Below are 21,100 nucleotides of genomic sequence, written 5' to 3'. Positions count from 1 at the left end.
CACAAAATCGGGCGGACGGTCCTGCTCCGCCGTCATGACTGCGTAGGGTGCAGGTCAACCGCACATTTGGGCGGTGGCAATTCTCAAGAAGGGGACAGCGCGTGACGGTCAACATGACCAAGGGCCAGGCCATCAGCCTGCAGAAGAGCGACGGGGGCACCCTCACTGCTGTGCGGATGGGGCTCGGCTGGCAGGCGGCGCCGCGCCGCGGTCTGTTCGGCTCGCGCACCCGCGAGATCGACCTCGACGCGTCGGCGGTGCTGTTCGCCGACAAGCAGCCGGTGGACGTGGTCTTCTTCCGCCACCTCGTCAGCGACGACGGCTCCGTCAAGCACACCGGTGACAACCTGGTCGGCGGCGCCGGTTCCGGCGGGGACGACGAGGCGATCCTCGTCGACCTGCAGCGGGTGCCGGTGCACATCGACCAGATCGTCTTCACGGTGAACTCCTTCACCGGCCAGACGTTCCAGGAAGTGCAGAACGCGTTCTGCCGCATCGTCGACGAGACCAACGGTCAGGAGCTCGCCCGTTACACGCTCGACGGCGGCGGCCAGTACACGGCGCAGATCATGGCCAAGGTGCACCGCGCCGGTGCCGGCTGGCAGATGACCGCCTTGGGCAATCCGGCCAACGGCCGTACGTTCCAGGACCTGATGCCGGCGATCCTGCCGCACCTGTAGGCGTTCACCGCAGGCACGGACCGTATCGACGGACCCGCAGCTCCCGGAGGCATCGCCGCCGGGAGCTGCACCGCTTGCACCACACGGCACCGCCGGCCACCCGCACACCGGCAACCGTGCACCGGCCGCCTGCGCACCGGCAACCGTGCACGACGCACACACCACGAGTACCGCACAGCACTGAGGGGACAGAGCGATGACGGCCGAGCTGGTCCGGGGGCAGAACCACCCGCTGCCGCACACCCGCCTGGACGTACGGGTGTCGGCCGGTCATCCGGTCGTGGCCTGCGCGAGCTACGTCGACGACCGCGGCGTCGCACGCGAGGAGTGGATCGCCCATCCCGGCGCCCGCACGCGGCCCGGGATAGAAGTACCGGAACGGGCCGAGCGGACGCCCCGGTTCACGCTCCACCTCGACGCCGTGCCCGAGGCGGCCCAGCAGATCAATGTGCTCCTCGCACTCACCGGGGCCGGCGGCCCCGACCGGTTCGGCGCCACCGCGGCGCCGTTCGTCGCCGTCGTCGGCGAAGACGGCGACGACATCGCCAGCTTCACCGTCACCGGACTGGACACCGAGACCGCGCTCGTGGCGGTCGAGGTCTACCGGCGTCAGGGCGCCTGGAAGATCCGCGCCGTGGGCCAGGGGTACGAGGGCGGGCTCGCGGACCTCCTGGCCGACCAGGGCCTCGCCCGGGCACGGCAGATCGCCGCGGACATACACGCGACCGCCGCTCCCGCCCCACGCACCGAGCCCGCGAGGCTGGGCACGGGCGCCGACGCGGGGTCGGCCGCTCCCACCGCGCCCGGCCCCGACCAGCCCGCCACCCCGGACACGACCACGTCCGGCGGCCGTTCGCGCCCCGACGGCCTCTCCGTGCCCGCGGCCCAGGCCGCGGCGGCCTCGTCGGGGCCGCAGCAGACCCCCGGCCCCGACGCACCGCAGGTGCCCGGCGGCCCCGTCAACTACTCCCACCCCCGGCGGCAGTCGGCGCCTCCGACACCGCCCCCGGCCGCACCACCCGGTGAACCCGGCCGCCCCTCCGCGCCCGTCGCGGGCGACGCCACCGGCTGGTCCATGGAGGAGCGCCTCTACAACCAGATCTGGGGTATGTTCGAGGATCTGGCCCGGACCGTCGCCGCGTACCGCAGCGCCGTCGAGTTCGCCGAGTCCCGCATGGACAAGGAGCTCGACCGGGTCCTGTCCGACCCGCGCAGCCGTATCGGCAGCGGCGGCGACGCCGCCAGGGCAGCCGCGCGCGCCAAGTACGAGGAGCTGACCGACCAGGCCCGGCAGGTCCTCGACCGCGACCTGGCCCAGCTCACCGCTGAGGCGGAAGTCGTGGAGCCCGCGCTTCCGCCGGCCTTCGCGCGCTGGGACAATCCGGCCTGGCACGCCTACCGCGTCCCGATGGAGATCCCCATGGCGCTGCGCATCGGGGACATCCACCTGCCCGAGAGCCCCGAGCTGCGCCTTCCGCTGCTCGTACGGCTCCCACTGGAGCGTGGGCTGTGGGTGGACAGCGGACGGTCCGGCTCGGACGCCGCCATGGCGCTGGACGAGGGGGTCCTGCGCCGACAAGCCGCCGACACGGCGGTCGCGCTCGCCGCCCGGCTCATCGCGGTGTATCCGCCCGGCGAGTTCACGGTGCACGTGATCGACCCCGCGGGGGCGGCGTCCGGATCGCTGGCCCCGCTGGTCGGCTCGGGCGTGCTCGCCGACCCCCCGGCGGCCGGCGCCCAGGGCGTGAGTTCCGTGCTTGCCCAACTGACCCAGCGCGTCGACCTGGTGACGATGGCGCTGCGCGGCGGCGCGGCCGACTCGCTCCCGCCGGACCTCGACCGGGGCGAGCATCTGCTGATCGTCAACGACTTCCCGCACGGCTTCGACGACCGCGCGGTCACCCAGCTGCGGTATCTGGCCGATGAGGGCCCGGCGGTCGGCGTCCATCTGCTGATGGTCGCCGACCGCGAGGACGCCTCCGCCTACGGACCGGTGCTCGATCCCCTGTGGCGCTCGCTCCTGCGGATCACGCCCGTGCCCGACGACCATCTCGCCGACCCGTGGGTGCGGCATGCATGGACGTACGAGCCGCTGACCGTGCCGCCCGACAGCGCCGTTCTGCGTCAGGTGCTGGACCAGGTGGCCGATGCCCGCCGCTCATGGGGCCGCTGACCTGGCCACTTGGTGCGACTTTCCTTTCCCTTTACCTTTCCTTGGTCTTTCCTGTACTCTTCTTCGAGCGGAGGGGAGTACTCCCGACTCGCGGCGTGCTCGTCAGTACGGACCCACAGAGAAGGTCCCGGGGCGCCGGCCCGTGGTGCGGCACGACGCCGCGCGGGTGGAGGAGACCTCCGGCAGCGACGACGCTGATTCAGTAGCCGTACGAAGCCGGAGGCACAGTGGACGTTTCCCTGACCCTGTGGGTGCTGACCATTCTCGGTCTCAGCGCCCTGATCGCGATCGACTTCTTCATCGGGCGCAAGCCCCATGACGTGTCGATCAAGGAAGCCGGTATCTGGACCGTCGTCTGGATCGTGCTGGCCGCGCTCTTCGGCCTCGGCCTGCTCGTCGTTGGTGAGAGCCAGGCCTCCGGCGAGTTCTTCGCGGGCTTCATCACCGAAAAGTCATTGAGCGTCGACAACCTCTTCGTCTTCGTCCTGATCATGGCGAAGTTCTCGGTGCCCTCGCACCTTCAGCAGCGGGTACTGCTGATCGGTGTGCTGATCGCGCTGGTGCTCCGGGCGATCTTCATCGCCGCCGGCGCCGCGATCATCGCCAGCTTCTCGTGGGTGTTCTACATCTTCGGCGCCTTCCTCATCTACACCGCCTGGAAGCTCATCCAGGAGGCGCGCTCGGACGAGGAGGATGAGGAGTTCGAGGAGAACAGGCTCCTCAAATCCGTCGAGAAGAAGTTCGGTGTCGCCGACAGGTACCACGGCACCAAGCTCTTCATACAGAACAACGGCAAGCGCGTCCTGACCCCGCTGATGGTCGTCATGCTCGCCATCGGCACCACCGATGTGCTCTTCGCGCTGGACTCCATCCCCGCGATCTTCGGCCTCACCCAGGACCCGTACATCGTCTTCACGGCCAATGCCTTCGCGCTGATGGGTCTGCGCCAGTTGTACTTCCTCATCGGGGGGCTGCTGAAGAAGCTGGTCCACCTCAGCTACGGCCTGTCGGTGATCCTCGGCTTCATCGGCGTGAAGCTGGTGCTCCACGCACTGCACGAGAGCGGGGTGCATGTCCCCGAGATCTCCATCCCGTTCTCGCTGACCGTCATCTGCGGCGTGCTGGTCATCACGACGATCACCAGCCTCATCGCTTCGAAGAGGCAGGCCGAGAGGGAAGCCGCCGAGTCCGGCGAGAAGACCGGCGTCGAGGTCTGACGCCCCGTGCCCGATGGCCGGCCCGGAGCGCGCTCCGGGCCGGCCTCGCGCTACCAGCCGCGTTCGCGCCACTCCGGCAGCTTCGGCCGCTCGTCGCCCAGCGTCGTGTCCTTGCCGTGGCCGGGGTAGACCCACGTCTCGTCGGGCAGCTGACCGAAGAGCTTCTCCTCGACACCGTTCAGCAGGTCCGTGAACGCCTTCGGATCGTCATGGGTGTTGCCCACACCACCGGGGAAGAGGCAGTCCCCGGTGAACACATGGGGATGCCCGTGCGGGTCGTCGTAGACCAGGGCGATCGAGCCCGGGGTGTGGCCCATCAGGTGACGGACGGTCAGTTCGACGCGGCCGACCCGGATCGTGTCCCCGTCCTCCACCGGCACATCGGTGGGGACGGGGATGCCCTCGGCGTCGTCACGGCCGGCGTAGGTGCGGGCGCCCGTCGCCGCGACCACGTCGGCGAGCGCCTGCCAGTGGTCGCCGTGGCGGTGCGTGGTGACGACCGACGCGATCGAGTCGTCACCGATCAGGCGCAGCAAGGTGTCCGGCTCGGCGGCGGCGTCGATGAGCAACTGCTCGCCCGTGGCCCGGCAGCGCAGCAGATAGGCGTTGTTGTCCATCGGGCCGACCGCGACCTTGGAGATCATCAGGTCGGTCAGTTCGTGCACATCCGCAGGGCCGCCGACCTTCACCACACCGCTGTATGTCATGTGTCTCAGCCTATAGCGGGGGCAACGCCGGAAGCGGGCCTCCCACCGTCTCAAGTGCCGCGCCGTCCCGTCGTCCCGCGAGCCAGCCCAGCACGTCCGCCGGGGTACCGGAGACCGTCACCCCGGGGGCTTCGGTACCGCCCGTGCGCCACTCGCCGCCGGAGGTGACAATCCGGGTCGGCGGGACGCCCGCGGCCCCGGTGAACCGCTGGGCGAGGAACTCGGTCTCGCGCTCGGTGAAGTCCTTGGGCAGATCCTCCAGTTCGTAGCCGATGCCGAGATCGACATGGTGCAGCTCCACCTCCACGAGGCGGCGGAACGGCACCCGCGCCGCCCGGTCCTTCACGCCGTTGCGCAGCTCGACCGTGCGCTCCCAGTCGGCCGGTGCGGAGCCGGCGTCCTGGAAGCGCGCGGCGCTCGTGCGCAGGTCGTCGAGCTGTCCGGCGAGGGGGCGGGGTGCGTCCCGCTCGATGTCGGCGTCGCGCGCCTCGCCGCTGACGTACATGGCACGGCCCTCGAGAACATTCACGAGCGCGTCGGCGTTACGACAGAGGTGGGCCAGCACATGGCCGCGGGTCCAGCCCGGCAGTCGTGAGGGTCCCGCCACGGCGGCGTTGTCCAACGCGGCGACCGCCGTGAGGAGCCGCTCGGTCGCCTCGCGCACGGAGCGCAGGTCGCTGTGAGGATCGATCATGAGGCCGACCCTAGCCCTCGGCACTCGATCGGGTGAAGGAATCGGCAGGCGTCAGTAAATCGAATGCGCGTGCTATACGCTCGGTGGAGGCATCCTTGAAAGTCAGGCATTCATCCTTCCGGCGGCCCCCCTAGGCTTGGCACAGTCTGGGACGGGGGCCGTGCCCCCGCTTCTCTCAAGAAAGGTGCGGACCGGCGTGGCCGACCGTCTCATCGTCCGTGGCGCGCGCGAGCACAATCTGAAGAACGTCTCGCTCGACCTCCCTCGTGACTCCCTCATCGTCTTCACCGGGCTCTCGGGGTCGGGGAAGTCGTCCCTCGCGTTCGACACGATCTTCGCCGAGGGGCAGCGCCGCTACGTCGAGTCCCTCTCCTCGTACGCCCGGCAGTTCCTCGGCCAGATGGACAAGCCGGACGTGGACTTCATCGAGGGCCTTTCGCCGGCCGTCTCGATCGACCAGAAGTCGACCTCGCGCAATCCGCGCTCCACGGTGGGCACCATCACGGAGGTCTACGACTACCTCCGTCTGCTGTTCGCCCGCATCGGCAAGCCGCACTGCCCCGAGTGCGGCCGCCCCATCTCGCGCCAGTCGCCGCAGGCCATCGTCGACAAGGTGCTGGAGCTGCCCGAGGGCAGCCGCTTCCAGGTGCTCTCGCCGCTGGTGCGCGAGCGCAAGGGAGAGTTCGTCGACCTCTTCTCCGACCTCCAGACCAAGGGCTACAGCCGCGCCAGGGTCGACGGGAAGACGATCCAGCTCGCCGAGCCGCCCACGCTCAAGAAGCAGGAGAAGCACACCATCGAGGTGGTCGTCGACCGCCTCACCGTCAAGGACAGCGCCAAGCGCCGGCTGACCGACTCCGTCGAGACCGCGCTCGGCCTCTCCGGCGGCATGGTCGTGCTCGACTTCGTCGATCTCCCCGAGGACGACCCCGAGCGCGAGCGGATGTACTCGGAGCATCTGTACTGCCCGTACGACGACCTGTCCTTCGAGGAGCTGGAGCCCCGTTCCTTCTCGTTCAACTCACCGTTCGGCGCCTGCCCCGACTGCACCGGCATCGGCACGCGCATGGAGGTCGATCCCGAGCTGATCGTCCCCGACGAGGAGAAGTCCCTCGACGACGGCGCGATCCATCCCTGGTCGCACGGCCACACCAAGGAGTACTTCGGGCGCCTGATCGGCGGGCTCGCCCAGGCGCTCGGCTTCTCGACCGACATGCCCTGGGCCGGACTGCCGCAGCGCGCCAAGAAAGCCCTGCTGTTCGGTCACAAGACCCAGGTCGAGGTCCGCTACCGCAACAGGTACGGGCGCGAGCGGGCGTACACCACACCCGCCTTCGAAGGCGCCGTCCAGTTCGTGAAGCGAAGGCACTCCGAGGCTGAGAGCGACTCCAGCAGGGAGCGCTTCGAGGGCTATATGCGCGAGGTTCCCTGCCCGACCTGTGAGGGCACCCGCCTCAAGCCGATCGTCCTCGCGGTCACCGTGATGGAGAAGTCCATCGCCGAGGTCTCCGCGATGTCGATCAGTGACTGCGCCGAGTTCCTGGGCCGCCTCACGCTCAGTGCCCGCGACAAGAAGATCGCCGAGCGCGTCCTCAAGGAGGTCAACGAGCGGCTCCGCTTCCTCGTCGACGTCGGCCTGGACTACCTCTCCCTCAACCGCGCCGCCGGCACCCTCTCTGGCGGCGAGGCACAGCGCATCCGGCTCGCCACCCAGATCGGCTCCGGACTGGTCGGCGTGCTGTACGTGCTGGACGAGCCGTCCATCGGCCTTCACCAGCGCGACAACCACCGCCTGATCGAGACGCTGGTGCGCCTGCGGGACATGGGCAACACCCTGATCGTCGTCGAGCACGACGAGGACACGATCAAGGTCGCCGACTGGGTCGTGGACATCGGCCCCGGCGCGGGTGAGCACGGCGGCAAGGTCGTCCACTCCGGCCCGCTCAAGGAACTGCTGGGCAACAAGGAGTCCATGACCGGGCAGTATTTGTCCGGCAAGCGGTCCATCCCCACGCCCGAGCTGCGCCGCCCGATGGACCCGACGCGCCGGCTCACGGTGCACGGCGCCCGGGAGAACAACCTGCGGGACATCGACGTCTCCTTCCCGCTCGGTGTGCTCACCGCGGTCACCGGTGTCTCCGGTTCCGGAAAGTCGACCCTGGTCAACGACATCCTCTACACCCACCTCGCTCGTGAGCTGAACGGCGCGAAGTCGGTGCCGGGCCGGCACACCCGTGTCGACGGCGACGACCTCGTCGACAAGGTCGTGCACGTCGACCAGTCGCCCATCGGCCGCACGCCGAGGTCGAACCCGGCGACGTACACCGGCGTCTTCGACCACGTCCGCAAGCTCTTCGCGGAGACGATGGAGGCGAAGGTCCGCGGCTACCTGCCGGGCCGTTTCTCCTTCAACGTCAAGGGCGGCCGCTGCGAGAACTGCTCCGGCGACGGCACCATCAAGATCGAGATGAACTTCCTCCCGGACGTGTACGTCCCGTGCGAGGTCTGCCACGGCGCGCGGTACAACCGCGAGACCCTGGAGGTCCACTACAAGGGCAAGTCCATCGCCGAGGTGCTGGACATGCCGATCGAGGAGGCGCTGGAGTTCTTCGAGGCCGTCCCCACGATCTCGCGCCACCTGCGCACGCTCAACGAGGTCGGCCTGGGATACGTCCGGCTCGGCCAGTCCGCGCCGACGCTGTCCGGCGGTGAGGCCCAGCGGGTGAAGCTGGCCTCCGAGCTCCAGAAGCGTTCCACCGGCCGGACGGTCTACGTGCTGGACGAGCCGACGACCGGTCTGCACTTCGAGGACATCAGCAAGCTGATCAGCGTGCTGTCCAACCTGGTCGACAAGGGCAACACGGTGATCGTCATCGAGCACAACCTCGATGTCGTCAAGACGGCCGACTGGGTCGTCGACATGGGCCCGGAGGGCGGCAGCGGCGGCGGACTGGTCGTCGCCGAGGGCACCCCGGAGCAGGTCGCGGGCATCCCGGCGAGCCACACCGGCAAGTTCCTGCGGGACATCCTGGACGCGGAGCGGATCAGCGACGCGGTGTCCGTACCGGCGGCGCGGAAGCCGGTACGGAAGGCGGCGCCGAAGAAGACGGCGACGGCGCGGGCGCGCCGCGCCTGACGGGCAGGGGAAGGCGGGGTACGGGCCCGGTTCCGGGGACTCCGAACCTCCGCCTCTCCTCCGCGTACGGCGGACTCCGAGCCTGGTCTCAGGCCGGCTCCGCCGCGTGCCCGGCCTCCGCGCCTGGTCTCAGGCCAGCTCCGCCGCGTACGGCGGCTCCGCTCCTGTACGGGAGCACGTCACGGCCGCCGCCCGCGCGGCGAACGCCAGCACCTCGGTCCAGGTCTCCGCGTCCAGCGACGACAGCGCGGCGGGGGAGAGCGCGTCCCGGGTCGCGAGGACGTGCAGCAGCGCCGCGTTCACCGTGTCGCCCGCCCCGATCGTGTCCACGACCGTCACCGGCGCGGCCGGGACCGAGACGTCGACACCGGACCGGGTCCGCACCGTCAGCCCCGCGCCGCCCCGCGTCAGGACCACCGCCTGGGGGCCCTCGGGCACGCCGCCCAGCCAGTCGGCGTCGTCCTCCGAGAGCTTCAGCAGCGTGACGAACGGCAGCCAGCCCGCGAAGCGCGCCCGATAGGCGTCCGCGTCGGGGATCAGACCGGCCCGGATGTTCGGGTCGAGGAGGGTGAAGACCCCGCGGCCGGCCTCCCGCCGCAGCAGCGCCTCGTACGCGCTCGCGCCGGGCTCCAGCACCAGCGAACACGTGCCGAGCGCCAGCGCCCGCACCTCCTCGGGAAGCGCGCCGGGAAGGCTGAAGAGGCGGTCCGCACTGCCCTCCGCGTAGAAGCCGTACCCGGCCGAGCCGGCCGAGCCGATCGCGGCCACCGCCAGCGTCGTCGGCTCGGGGCCGCGCTGCACCAGTGAGACGTCGACACCGGCCGCGCGCAGCCCGCCCAGCAATGCCTCGCCGAAGGCGTCGGTCGACACCCGTGAGCAGAACGCCACCGGGGAGCCCAGCCGGCCGAGAGCCACCGCCGTGTTGTAGGGGCCGCCACCGAGGCGCGGCAGCAGCGGGGGCAGGGGAGTGCCGGCCCCCTGGGGGACCAGGTCGATCAGCGACTCACCGGCGATGACGATCACGGCCCAGAACGTAGCCCATGGCGCAGTGCGCCGACCAGGGAGCCCGCCCAGGGCACCACAGGTCTGCGCCGGTATCGTCGTTTCCGTCACCAGCACGCGCCCTCGGACGCACCCGACGCCCTTGAACTGTGGAGTTCCCATGCCCGGCCAGCCGCCCGCCCGCCGTACCGTCCTGAAGGGCGCCGCCCTCGCCGGGGCCGCGGGGCTGGGCGTCGCCGCCTGCTCCACCGAGTCCAAGGTCGGCCATGCGGAGAACCCCACGCCCACCGCGCCCGTCGACCTCGGCGCCGCCGACGCCGTCCCCGTCGGCGGTGCGAAGCTCTACCGCGAGCAGCGGCTGGTCGTGCACTGCCCGGCGAAGGGGCAGTACAAGGCGTTCAGCGCTCAGTGCACCCACGCCGGCTGCGTACTCGACAAGCTGGAGGGGACGGAGGGCAACTGCCCCTGCCACGGCAGCCGCTTCGACGTGACGACCGGCAAGGCGCTCGTGGGCCCGGCAACCGTGCCGCTTCCGGAGGTCCCGATCACGGCGGAGGGCGGCAGGCTCGTCGCGGGCCCGGACGCCTAGACCACGCCTAGACCGCCTGAATCGGTGAGCTCGGTGAGCCCGGGCCGTCAGTCCCAGTCCCAGTCGATCCCGAGGATCCCCGGCCGCACCCCCTGCTCCACCAGATGCACCGTGCGATGGCGCCCGAGCGTCAGATCCGTACGGGCGCCGCGCGGTGCGCCCGTCGTCGCCCGGGCGAACCGGTGGCAGCGCACCGGCAGCGCGCTCTCGTCGAACCGCACCTGGAGCATGTACTGCCCGCCCGCGAGGCCGAAACCGCGCACGTACTCACTGCTCCGGCCGCCGGTGCCGTCCACGAAGCCGTAGCCGAAGACATATGTCTCGCCGACGCGCAGCCGTGTGTCGAAGAGGAGCTCTGCGACCACCACGCGGGAGTCGGTGTCCCACCGCACGCGGCCCGTACGGCAGTTCTCCAGCGCGTTCACCCGCACGCGAGCCGGATCACAGCCCGGATCGCCGTGGTGTACGGCCAGGTAACGGTCGATGCCGTCCCGCTGGGCGCGTACGACGTGGTGCGAGTCCCGCCCCGCGAGGCGCCGGTCGGCGCTGATGCGCACCCGCTCCTGGTGTCCGACCGTGTGCAGTCCGCCGTCGGCAGGCGGCGTGAGACCGGCGAAGAGCCGTTCCACCGTGCCGGAGGTCTCCACGAGCGAGCGGTAGGAACGCGCGCCGGGACGGTCGGCGTCTGTGTGGGCGCTGTCCGTCCCGGGGCCGAGCAGCCGGACCAGCGACTGCGCGGGCAGCTCCAGCACCTCCTCCAGAGCGCGCACGGCCCGCAGCGACTCGGGACGCTGAGGGCGGCGCGCGCCCTGCTGCCAGTAACTGAGGCTGGTCACCCCGACCTTGATCCCCCGGTGTGCGAGGTGGTGCTGGACGCGCTGGAGTGGCAGACCGCGCACCGCGAGGGCGGCGCGCAGGGCCAGGTGGAACGGGCCGCTGTTCAGCGCCTGTGCCAGCTCTGCCTGGGTGTGGCCCATGGACTCCTCCGGGGGCTCATGGCGTGCGGTGGACGATCACGTGGCGGGGGACGCCGCTGGGGGTGGGCGGCGGCATTCCGGGCGGGGAAGGACGGAGGTCTTCACATCCGGGCCGTACCGATCACAGCGCCGCGTCACCCCGCATTGAAGCGTGTTGATCTTCCCGCGACAAGGAGGGATGCAGGGGTGGAGGCCGAGATCCGGCCTCCACGGCCGGCTTCCCGGGACCGTGCCCGGCCTCCACGGCCGGCTTCCCGGGACCGTGCCCGGCCTCCACGGCTGGCCTCCGGCCCTCCACAAGCAGCCCGTACCGCGCCGGTCTCCGCAGCCGGCAGCACGTACCGGCCTCCAGCCCTCCGCACAGGCAGCCCGCACCAGCAGCGTGTCCCGGCAGGCCGTCCTCCACCCCCGCGCCCGGCCGGCACCCCGGTCGGACTGATCATGTCCCTGTCCGGAGATGACCACGCTGTCACCGCCCGCAAGTAGGGTGGTTGGCATGGCAGACCCCTCCAGCTACCGCCCCAAGCCGGGACAGATCCCCGACTCACCGGGGGTCTACAGGTTCCGCGACGAGCACCGCCGGGTGATCTACGTCGGCAAGGCCAAAAGCCTGCGCCAGCGCCTTGCCAACTACTTCCAGGACCTGGCGGGCCTCCACCCGCGCACCCGCTCCATGGTCACCACCGCCGCCTCCGTGGAGTGGACGGTCGTCTCCACCGAGGTGGAGGCGCTTCAGCTGGAGTATTCCTGGATCAAGGAGTACGACCCCCGGTTCAACGTCAAGTACCGCGACGACAAGAGCTACCCGTATCTCGCGGTCACGCTGAACGAGGAGTTCCCCCGCGTCCAGGTGATGCGCGGCGCCAAGCGCAAGGGCGTGCGCTACTTCGGGCCGTACGCGCATGCGTGGGCGATCCGCGAGACCGTCGACCTGATGCTGCGCGTCTTCCCCGTCCGCACCTGCTCGGCGGGCGTGTTCAAGAACCACGTGCAGAAGGGCCGGCCCTGCCTGCTGGGCTACATCGGCAAGTGCTCCGCCCCCTGCGTCGGCCGGGTCACCCCCGAGGAGCACCGCGAACTGGCCGAGGAGTTCTGCGACTTCATGGCCGGCCGCACCGGCACCTACATCCGCCGCCTGGAGAAGCAGATGATGGCGGCCGCCGAGGAGATGGAGTACGAGAAGGCCGCCCGGCTTCGCGACGACATAGAGGCGCTCAAGCGCGCCCTGGAGAAGAACGCGGTGGTGCTCGCCGACGCCACCGACGCGGACCTGATCGCTCTTGCCGAGGACGAGCTGGAAGCCGCCGTGCAGATCTTCCACGTCCGCGGCGGCCGGGTGCGCGGCCAGCGCGGCTGGGTCACCGACAAGGTGGAGAACGTGGACACCGCCGGCCTGGTCGAGCACGCGCTCCAGCAGCTGTACGGCGAGGAGAGCGGCGACGCCGTCCCCAAGGAGGTCCTCGTCCCCGCGCTGCCCGAGGACGACGGCGCGGTCACCCAGTGGCTGAGCGGCCGCCGCGGTTCCGCCGTCTCCCTGCGGATCCCGCAGCGCGGCGACAAGAAGGCGCTGATGGAGACCGTCGAGCGCAACGCCCTGCAGGCCCTCGCGCTCCACAAGACCAGGCGCGCCAGCGATCTGACCACCCGCTCGCGGGCCCTGGAGGAGATCGCCGAGGCCCTCGGTCTCGACTCGGCGCCGCTGCGCATCGAGTGCTTCGACATCTCCCACCTCCAGGGCGAGGACGTGGTGGCGTCGATGGTGGTCTTCGAGGACGGCCTGGCGCGCAAGAGCGAGTACCGCCGCTTCCAGATCAAGGGTCGTGTCGGAGACACGCAGATCTGGCACGGCGAGGGCCAGGACGACGTCCGGTCCATGCACGAGGTGATCACCCGGCGCTTCAAGCGGTACCTCGCCGAGAAGGACAGGACGGGGGAGTGGATCGGCGGCGACGACCCCGAGACCCAGGTCCCCGAGGACGACGGCCGCCCCAAGAAGTTCGCCTATCCGCCGCAGCTCGTCGTCGTCGACGGCGGTCGGCCCCAGGTCGCCGCCGCCCAGCGCGCCCTGGACGAGCTGGGCATCGACGACGTCGCCGTATGCGGCCTCGCCAAGCGCCTGGAAGAGGTCTGGCTGCCGCATGACGACGACCCGGTCGTGCTGCCCCGCTCCAGCGAGGGCCTGTACCTCCTGCAGCGGGTCCGCGACACGGCTCACGACTTCGCCATCCGCTACCAGCGCTCCAAGCGGACGAAGCGCATCAGGATCAGCCCGCTGGACGCCGTCCCCGGCCTGGGGGAAACGCGGAAACAGGCTCTGATCAAGCATTTCGGCTCGGTGAAGCGGCTGCGGCAGGCGACAATCGAGCAGATCTGTGAGGTCCCGGGCATGGGCCGCAAGACGGCCGAGTCGGTCGTCGTGGCTCTCGCCCAGGCGGCCCCGGCCGCACCCGCCGTGAACACGGCGACAGGAGAGATCATTGAAGAGAACGACGGGGGCAGGGCGACATGACTGAGCACGACGGAGACGGAGCAGCAGACGTGAGTACGGGCAATACGGCCGAGCCTGCCGACGCCGCCGGCGACGTGGCCATCCCGGAGCTGGTGATCATCTCCGGCATGTCCGGGGCCGGCCGCAGTACGGCGGCGAAGTGCCTGGAGGACCTCGGCTGGTTCGTGGTGGACAACCTGCCGCCCGCGCTGATCCCCACCATGGTGGAGCTCGGCGCCCGGTCGCAGGGCAATGTCGCGCGCATCGCCGTCGTCGTGGACGTGCGCGGCCGGCGCTTCTTCGACAATCTCCGCGAATCCCTCGCCGACCTCGACGCCAAGCAGGTCACGCGCCGGATCGTCTTCCTGGAGTCCTCGGACGACGCCCTCGTGCGCCGCTTCGAGTCGGTCCGCCGCCCGCACCCGCTGCAGGGTGACGGCCGGATCGTCGACGGCATCGCGGCCGAGCGCGATCTGCTGCGCGAGCTGCGCGGCGACGCGGACCTGGTGATCGACACCTCCAGCCTCAACGTGCACGAGCTGCGGGCCAAGATGGACGCCCAGTTCGCCGGCGACGAGGAGCCGGAGCTGCGGGCGACCGTGATGTCGTTCGGGTTCAAGTACGGACTGCCCGTCGACGCCGACCTCGTCGTCGACATGCGCTTCCTGCCGAACCCGCACTGGGTCCCCGAGCTGCGCCCCTTCACCGGCCTGAACGAAGAGGTGTCGAACTACGTCTTCAACCAGCCCGGTGCCAAGGAGTTCCTGGACCGCTACACCGAGCTGCTCCAGCTGATCGCCTCCGGTTACCGCCGCGAGGGCAAGCGGTACGTGACCATCGCCGTGGGCTGCACGGGCGGCAAGCACCGCTCGGTCGCCACGTCCGAGAAGCTGGCAGCACGACTGTCCTCCGCCGGCGTCGAGACCGTGGTCGTGCACCGGGACATGGGGCGCGAGTGACCGGACGGACTCTCCGTCTGCGTCGGCTGCGCAGGTCCACGCGCACGCCCTCGACACGGAAGCGCGGCGCACAGCCCAAGGTCGTCGCCCTCGGCGGCGGCATGGGGCTGTCCGCGTCGCTCGCGGCCCTGCGCCGCATCACCGGTGACCTCACCGCGGTCGTCACGGTCGCCGACGACGGCGGCTCCAGCGGCCGCCTCCGCGAGGAGCTCGGCGTGCTGCCGCCGGGCGACCTGCGCAAGGCACTCGCGGCCCTGTGCGGGGACGACGCCTGGGGCCAGACCTGGGCCCGCGTCATCCAGCACCGTTTCCAGTCACAGGGCGAACTGCACGAGCACGCGGTGGGCAATCTGCTGATCGTGGCGCTGTGGGAGCAGTTCGGCGACCATGTGCAGGCCCTGGACCTGGTGGGCAGGCTGCTCGGCGCTCACGGCCGTGTGCTGCCCATGTCGGCCGTGCCGCTGGAGCTCCAGGCGCTCGTGCGCGGGCACGATCCGGCGCGCCCGGACGAGCTGTCCACGGTGCGCGGTCAGGCGACCGTCGCGCTCACCCCGGGCGAGGTGCAGTCGGTGCATCTCGTGCCGAACGACCCGCCAGCCGTCCCGGAGGCCGTCGAGGCCGTCCTGGACGCCGACTGGGTGGTTCTCGGACCCGGCTCCTGGTTCTCCTCGGTCATACCGCACCTGCTGGTGCCCGAGCTGCTGGATGCCCTGGTCGAGACCAAGGCACGGCGGGTCCTCTCCCTCAACCTCGCGCCGCAGCCGGGCGAAACAGAAGGCTTCTCTCCGCAGCGTCATTTGGAGGTTTTGGGACGACACGCGCCTAAACTCGCCCTGGACGTGGTGCTGGCCGACGAGGCCGCCGTGCCCGACCGCGAGTCCCTCGACGACGCCGCGCAGCGGCTCGGCGCCGCGGTCGAGCTGGCGCCCGTGGCCTCGCCCGACGGCGTTCCGAAGCACGACCCGGAGCTGTTGGCCGCCGCGTACGACCGTATTTTTCGGATGCATGGAAGGATCGGCCCATGGCGATGACGGCAGCGGTGAAGGACGAGATCTCCCGGCTTCCCGTCACCCGGACCTGCTGCAGAAAGGCGGAGGTCTCGTCGATCCTGCGGTTCGCGGGCGGTCTGCATCTGGTCAGCGGCCGCATCGTGATCGAGGCGGAGCTCGACACCGGGATCGCGGCGCGCCGCCTCAAGCGCGACATCCTGGAGATCTTCGGCCACAGCTCCGAGCTGATGGTGATGGCCCCCGGCGGGCTGCGCCGCGGCTCCCGCTTCGTCGTGCGGGTCGTGGCGGGCGGTGACCAGCTGGCGCGGCAGACCGGGCTCGTCGACGGCCGCGGCCGCCCGATCCGCGGCCTGCCGCCCCAGGTCGTCTCCGGCGCCACCTGCGATGCCGAGGCCGCCTGGCGTGGCGCGTTCCTGGCCCACGGCTCGCTGACCGAGCCCGGCCGGTCCTCGTCGCTGGAGGTCACCTGCCCGGGCCCGGAGGCCGCCCTGGCTCTGGTCGGTGCCGCACGCCGGCTCTCGATCGCCGCGAAGGCGCGCGAGGTCCGCGGCGTGGACCGCGTGGTCGTCCGGGACGGTGACGCGATCGGCGCGCTGCTGACCCGCCTCGGGGCGCATGAGTCGGTGCTGGCCTGGGAGGAGCGGCGGATGCGCCGCGAGGTGCGGGCGACCGCCAACCGCCTGGCGAACTTCGACGACGCCAACCTGCGCCGCTCCGCCCGCGCCGCCGTCGCTGCCGGGGCCCGCGTGCAGCGTGCCCTGGAGATCCTCGGCGAGGAGGTGCCCGAGCACCTCGCCGCCGCCGGCCGGCTGCGCATGGAGCACAAGCAGGCGTCCCTGGAGGAGCTGGGGGCGCTCGCCGACCCACCGCTGACGAAGGACGCGGTCGCCGGGCGCATCCGGCGGCTGCTGGCGATGGCCGACAAGCGGGCGCAGGACCTGGGCATTCCGGGTACGGAGTCCAATTTGACCGAGGAGATGGCCGAGGGACTCGTCGGCTGAGCCCTCCCCGGCATGCAGCTCAAAAGCTTTGCTGCCGACGCCCGTTGGGGCGTCGGCAGCGGCGTTTCCGGAGGGCCGCCGGCCCATCCGATGCCCTATTGACATGATCATGGAGAGTCATGAGCCTTGCGCGTGTCCATTCACCGGGCAGACCACAGCAAAAAGGGGGGCGTATGAGACGCAGGGCGAGAACGATCCTCGCAGCGGCTTCACTGCTCGTCGCGGGACTGGCGGCGCCGATCGCGCAGGCCGAACCGGGTGGAGACGACAGTGACGAACTGTCGGTATGGCATGCGGAAGTCACCAGGGCCCAGGTGCCGCTGATCCTGGCGGCGGGCGCCGACGGCCACGAGCTCACCGAGCAGGTGCCGGAGAAGGGCACCGCCACGGTCGAGCTGTACCTCACCGAGCGTCAGGCGGACGAACTGCGCGGCCAGGGCGTCGGCGTCACCGAGCACACCGTCCCGCCCGCGGCCGAGCGCCGCGTCGCCGCCGCGGGTGACGGCGTCTATCGCCCGTACAGCGGCGAGGGCGGTCTCATGAGCGAGATCCTGGCGACCGCCGCCGCCCACCCCACGCTCACCAAGCCCGTCAGCATCGGCAAGACCGTCAAGGGCAAGGACATCCTCGCCCTCAAGATCTCCAAGAACGCGGACAGCGTCCGGGACGGCAGCAAGCCGGCCACCCTCTACCTGTCCAACCAGCACGCCCGGGAGTGGATCACGCCCGAGATGACCCGGCGCCTGATGCACCACTACCTCACGAACTACGGCAAGGACCCCCGGATCACGAAGATCGTGGACTCCACCGAGCTGTGGTTCGTGCTCTCCGCCAACCCGGACGGCTACGACTACACCTTCACCGGGACCGCCGAGCGCCAGTGGCGCAAGAACATGCGCGACAACAACGGCGACGGGAAGATCGCCCCCGGCGACGGCGTCGACCTCAACCGCAACTTCGCCTACAAGTGGGGCTACGACAACGAAGGTTCCTCCCCCGACCCGTTCGACGAGACCTACCGTGGCACCGGCCCCGCCTCCGAACCCGAGACCCGCGCACTGGACTCCTTCCAGAAGCGCATCGGCTTCGAGTTCGGCATCAACTACCACTCGGCGGCCGAGCTGATCCTTTACGGGGTCGGCTGGCAGGTCGCCACCCCCACGCCCGACGACGTCCTGTACAGGTCGTTGGCCGGCACGCCCGAGAAACCGGCCGTCCCGGGCTACCGCCCCCAGGTCTCCTCCGAGCTGTACACCACCAACGGCGAGTCCGACGGCCACGCGGCCAACGTCAACGGGATGATGATGTACACCCCCGAGATGTCGACCTGCGCCACCGCGTCCCGCATCGACCCCGACGACCCCTGGAACGCGGCCGACTGCGCCTCCGTCTTCACCTTCCCCGACGACGAGAAGCTGATCCAGCAGGAGTTCGCGAAGAACATTCCCTTCGCGCTCTCCGTCGCCGAGGCCGCGGCCCACCCCGACCGGCCGTCCTCCTCGATCGGCCTCGACGCCGCGGACTTCACCCCCGACACCTTCACGACCTCCTACGCCCGCGGCGGCGACCAGGAGGTGTCCGTCGTCGCCCGCAAGTCGCTGCGGGACAAGGAGCTCAAGTACCGCGTCAACGGCGGTACCACGCACGATCAGGCGCTGCGCCCCTGGAAGGGCGGCGAGACCTTCGGAGGCCACGACAACATCCGCTTCGACGAGTACCGCGCGCTCGTGCAGGACGGCGACGTCGGCGACAGCGTCGAGGTCTGGTTCACCGGCCGTACGGCAAGCGGAGAGAGCACCTCCAGCGAGCACTTCACCTACCGGATCGCCGAACGGCCCCGGGCCTCCACGCTGGTGGTCGCGGAGGAGGGCGGCAGCGGACCCGCCCAGCACACCGCCGCATACACCGGGGCACTCGCCGACAACAAGCGGCGCAGCGCAGTCTGGGACGTCGCGACCCAGGGCGTCCCGCACCCGCTCGCGGTGCTCGGCCACTTCGACACCGTTCTCTGGTACACCGGCGCGAAAGCGCCGTCCTGGGCCACCACGCAGGCGGTTCGCGCCTATCTCAACGAGGGCGGGAAGCTCGTCACCACCGGTGAGCGCGCAGGCGGCGACGCGGACCTCGGCCGGGCCCTGAGCGACGACTTCGCCCAGTACTACCTCGGCGCGTCGGGCCGCGCCTCTCTCGCCGGAGCCGGCGCCTTCCTCGGCACCGGGCGCCTCGCCGGCGCCTCGGGATCCCTCGCCGCGGCGCCCGGCAACGCGCTGGACGCGGCCGGTGCGTACACCATCACGTCCGACACCCTGCCACCCGACGACTTCCCGCAGTTCCGCAGCGCGCCGGCGGGCGACTACCCCGGGGTGCGGATGCCCTTCTCGCCGTACGAGGGCGACTGGTACGCGGCGGCGGGCCACCGCAACGCCTCCTGGATGCGGCTCTCGCGCACCATCGACCTGAGCGGTACGAGCGCGGCCGACGCGCCTGCGCTGAATCTGCAGCTGAGCTTCAACACCGAGCCCGGCTACGACAACGCGGTCCTGGAGGTCCACACCGTCGGCCAGGACGACTGGACGACCCTGCCAGACGCCAACGGGGCCACCTCCACCCGCGTCCCCACCCAGTGCGACGGCGGTTTCTACGTCGCCATGCACCCCTTCCTGAAGCACTACCTCACCGTCGGTCCCGACGGGTGCACGGCCAGTGGCACGACCGGCGCCTGGAACTCCTTCACCGGGGCGTCCGACGGCTGGCGCGCCGCCTCCTTCGACCTCAGTGCCTACGCCGGCAAGCGGATCGAGGTAGCCGTCTCCTCCATCACCGACCCGGGCGACGGCGGCCGCGGCATCTTCGTCGACGACACCCGTCTGGTGACGGCCGGGGGGTCGCAGGGCGCCGAGGGCTTCGAGACCTCGCTCGGCCCCTGGACCGTCACGGGGCCGCCGCAGGGCAGCCCCGCCCTGCGGGGGAACTGGGTACGCAGCGAGGACCTGTACCCCTCCGCGTCGGCGGTCACCACGCGTGACAGCGTGCTGATCGGTTTCGGTCTCGAGCACGTGCCCGCCGCCACCGACCGGGCGCGGATCATCGGCAGGGCGCTCGCCGCCCTGCGGCGCTGACCGGCACGAAAGGGCCCGTACCGGGCCGATGAGCAGCCCGGTATCCGGACAGAACGAGGCGGTCCGTACTCCTACTGGCGGGTACGGGCCACCTTGTCGCAGACGTGCCCCTCTCGATGTCACCACGAGCACGTCGGAGGGGTAGGGTCGTAGGCGGTCGGGGACATCCCATACAGCTCGCCGGCGTCGAAACCGGCGTACCAACGAGGAGATCGGTTCGTGACGATCCGCGTAGGCATCAACGGCTTTGGCCGCATCGGTCGTAACTACTTCCGCGCGCTGCTGGAGCAGGGTGCAGACATCGAGATCGTGGCTGTCAACGACCTGGGTGACACTGCGACCACGGCCCACCTGCTGAAGTACGACACCATCCTCGGCCGTCTCAAGGCCGACGTGACCCACACCGCCGACACCATCACCGTCGACGGCCACACCATCAAGGTGCTCTCCGAGCGCAACCCCGCCGACATCCCGTGGGGTGAGCTGGGCGTCGACATCGTCATCGAGTCGACCGGCATCTTCACCAAGAAGGCCGACGCCGAGAAGCACATCGCCGGCGGTGCCAAGAAGGTCCTGATCTCGGCTCCGGCCACCGACGAGGACATCACCATCGTGATGGGCGTCAACCAGGACAAGTACGACGCGGCCAACCACCACGTCGTCTCCAACGCCTCCTGCACCACCAACTGCGTGGCGCCGATGGCCAAGGTCCTGGACGAGAGCTTCGGCATCGTCAAGGGCATGATGACGACGGTCCACGCGTACACGAACGACCAGCGCATCCTGGACTTCCCGCACAAGGACCTGCGCCGCGCCCGTGCCGCCGCGGAGAACATCATCCCGACCTCGACCGGTGCCGCCAAGGCCACCGCTCTGGTCCTCCCGCAGCTCAAGGGCAAGCTGGACGGCATCGCCATGCGCGTCCCGGTCCCCACCGGCTCCGTCACCGACCTCGTCCTGGAGCTGGACCGCGAGGTCACCAAGGACGAGATCAACACCGCCTTCCAGAAGGCCGCCGAAGGCCAGCTGCAGGGCATCCTGGAGTACACCGAGGACCCGATCGTCTCCTCGGACATCGTGAACTGGCCGGCCTCCTGCACCTTCGACTCCTCCCTGACCATGGTCCAGGGCACGCAGGTCAAGGTCGTCGGCTGGTACGACAACGAGTGGGGCTACTCCAACCGCCTCGTCGACCTCACGGTCTTCGTCGGCAACCAGCTCTGATCCGTACCTTCTGATCCGAACTGCAACGAGAGCACCACGATGTGAGCGACAGGGCTCGGGCAGCGCAATGTGGCGCCGTTCGAGCCCTGTCGCGCGTGCAGTCCCCCGAGGAGCCGTAAATCAC

At 70.4% G+C, this 21,100-nt stretch carries 15 protein-coding genes; 11 read left to right on the top strand and 4 right to left on the bottom strand.

What is annotated here, in order from left to right; all coding sequences use genetic code 11:
- The first annotated feature begins 101 nt into the window (after positions 1–101).
- The 3 genes from ACH5AF_RS14420 (at position 102) to ACH5AF_RS14410 (ending at position 4,070) form a co-directional block, all read left to right on the top strand.
- Positions 102–680: a TerD family protein gene (locus ACH5AF_RS14420; RefSeq protein WP_147990386.1), complete on the top strand. Its 579-nt coding sequence runs from the start codon at positions 102–104 to the stop codon at positions 678–680.
- Between the two features lie 196 nt (positions 681–876).
- The gene (locus tag ACH5AF_RS14415; protein ID WP_398901977.1) at positions 877–2,853 is read left to right on the top strand and encodes a TerD family protein; all 1,977 of its coding nucleotides are present in this window, start codon (positions 877–879) and stop codon (positions 2,851–2,853) included.
- A 227-nt stretch (positions 2,854–3,080) separates the two neighbouring features.
- On the top strand, positions 3,081–4,070 hold the full coding sequence (locus tag ACH5AF_RS14410; protein WP_398901975.1) for a TerC/Alx family metal homeostasis membrane protein: 990 nt from the start codon (positions 3,081–3,083) through the stop codon (positions 4,068–4,070).
- A 50-nt stretch (positions 4,071–4,120) separates the two neighbouring features.
- Here the strand turns inward: ACH5AF_RS14410 and ACH5AF_RS14405 are convergent, their stop codons facing one another.
- Both ACH5AF_RS14405 and ACH5AF_RS14400 read right to left on the bottom strand, forming a co-directional pair.
- Positions 4,121–4,777: an MBL fold metallo-hydrolase gene (locus tag ACH5AF_RS14405; protein WP_398901974.1), complete on the bottom strand. Its 657-nt coding sequence runs from the start codon at positions 4,775–4,777 to the stop codon at positions 4,121–4,123.
- Between the two features lie 10 nt (positions 4,778–4,787).
- Complete coding sequence (locus ACH5AF_RS14400) at positions 4,788–5,471, bottom strand: maleylpyruvate isomerase family mycothiol-dependent enzyme (RefSeq protein ID WP_398901972.1); 684 nt, start codon at positions 5,469–5,471, stop codon at positions 4,788–4,790.
- A 196-nt stretch (positions 5,472–5,667) separates the two neighbouring features.
- Between ACH5AF_RS14400 and uvrA the strand changes: the two genes are divergently transcribed.
- A complete protein-coding gene (gene uvrA / locus ACH5AF_RS14395) occupies positions 5,668–8,607 on the top strand; it encodes an excinuclease ABC subunit UvrA (RefSeq protein WP_398901970.1) in 2,940 nt (979 codons plus the stop codon).
- A gap of 129 nt (positions 8,608–8,736) precedes the next feature.
- On the opposite strand, the gene ACH5AF_RS14390 is transcribed toward uvrA, so the two are convergent.
- Positions 8,737–9,630, bottom strand: a complete 894-nt coding sequence (locus tag ACH5AF_RS14390; RefSeq protein WP_398901969.1) for a carbohydrate kinase — start codon at positions 9,628–9,630, stop codon at positions 8,737–8,739.
- A gap of 139 nt (positions 9,631–9,769) precedes the next feature.
- Between ACH5AF_RS14390 and ACH5AF_RS14385 the strand changes: the two genes are divergently transcribed.
- Entirely contained in the window at positions 9,770–10,198 is a 429-nt protein-coding gene (locus ACH5AF_RS14385) for a Rieske (2Fe-2S) protein (RefSeq protein WP_215181244.1), read from the top strand.
- 47 nt (positions 10,199–10,245) lie between these two features.
- Here ACH5AF_RS14385 and ACH5AF_RS14380 read toward each other — a convergent pair whose 3' ends face one another.
- Positions 10,246–11,175 (bottom strand): hypothetical protein, encoded by a 930-nt coding sequence (locus tag ACH5AF_RS14380; RefSeq protein WP_398901967.1) that lies wholly within the window; start codon positions 11,173–11,175, stop codon positions 10,246–10,248.
- Positions 11,176–11,671: 496 nt separating this feature from the next.
- Between ACH5AF_RS14380 and uvrC the strand changes: the two genes are divergently transcribed.
- From uvrC to gap, 6 genes are all read left to right on the top strand, one after another.
- Complete coding sequence (gene uvrC, locus ACH5AF_RS14375; RefSeq protein ID WP_398901966.1) at positions 11,672–13,684, top strand: excinuclease ABC subunit UvrC; 2,013 nt, start codon at positions 11,672–11,674, stop codon at positions 13,682–13,684.
- A complete protein-coding gene (gene rapZ, locus ACH5AF_RS14370; protein ID WP_398901965.1) occupies positions 13,681–14,622 on the top strand; it encodes an RNase adapter RapZ in 942 nt (313 codons plus the stop codon). The genes uvrC and rapZ overlap by 4 nt, the downstream gene beginning before the upstream one ends.
- On the top strand, positions 14,619–15,653 hold the full coding sequence (gene yvcK / locus ACH5AF_RS14365; RefSeq protein ID WP_398901963.1) for a uridine diphosphate-N-acetylglucosamine-binding protein YvcK: 1,035 nt from the start codon (positions 14,619–14,621) through the stop codon (positions 15,651–15,653). The genes rapZ and yvcK overlap by 4 nt, the downstream gene beginning before the upstream one ends.
- Positions 15,644–16,633, top strand: a complete 990-nt coding sequence (gene whiA, locus ACH5AF_RS14360; RefSeq protein ID WP_215181253.1) for a DNA-binding protein WhiA — start codon at positions 15,644–15,646, stop codon at positions 16,631–16,633. Before yvcK ends, whiA begins: the two co-directional genes overlap by 10 nt.
- A 173-nt stretch (positions 16,634–16,806) precedes the next feature.
- Positions 16,807–19,752 (top strand): M14 family zinc carboxypeptidase, encoded by a 2,946-nt coding sequence (locus tag ACH5AF_RS14355; protein WP_398901962.1) that lies wholly within the window; start codon positions 16,807–16,809, stop codon positions 19,750–19,752.
- 219 nt (positions 19,753–19,971) lie between these two features.
- Positions 19,972–20,976, top strand: coding sequence for a type I glyceraldehyde-3-phosphate dehydrogenase (gene gap / locus ACH5AF_RS14350; protein WP_398901961.1), 1,005 nt, complete (start codon positions 19,972–19,974; stop codon positions 20,974–20,976).
- Positions 20,977–21,100 lie beyond the last annotated feature (124 nt).

It is taken from the genome of Streptomyces sp. NPDC018833 (assembly GCF_044390825.1).
Classification (GTDB): Bacteria; Actinomycetota; Actinomycetes; order Streptomycetales; family Streptomycetaceae; genus Streptomyces.
This window is presented reverse-complemented; position numbering and strand designations above follow the sequence as displayed.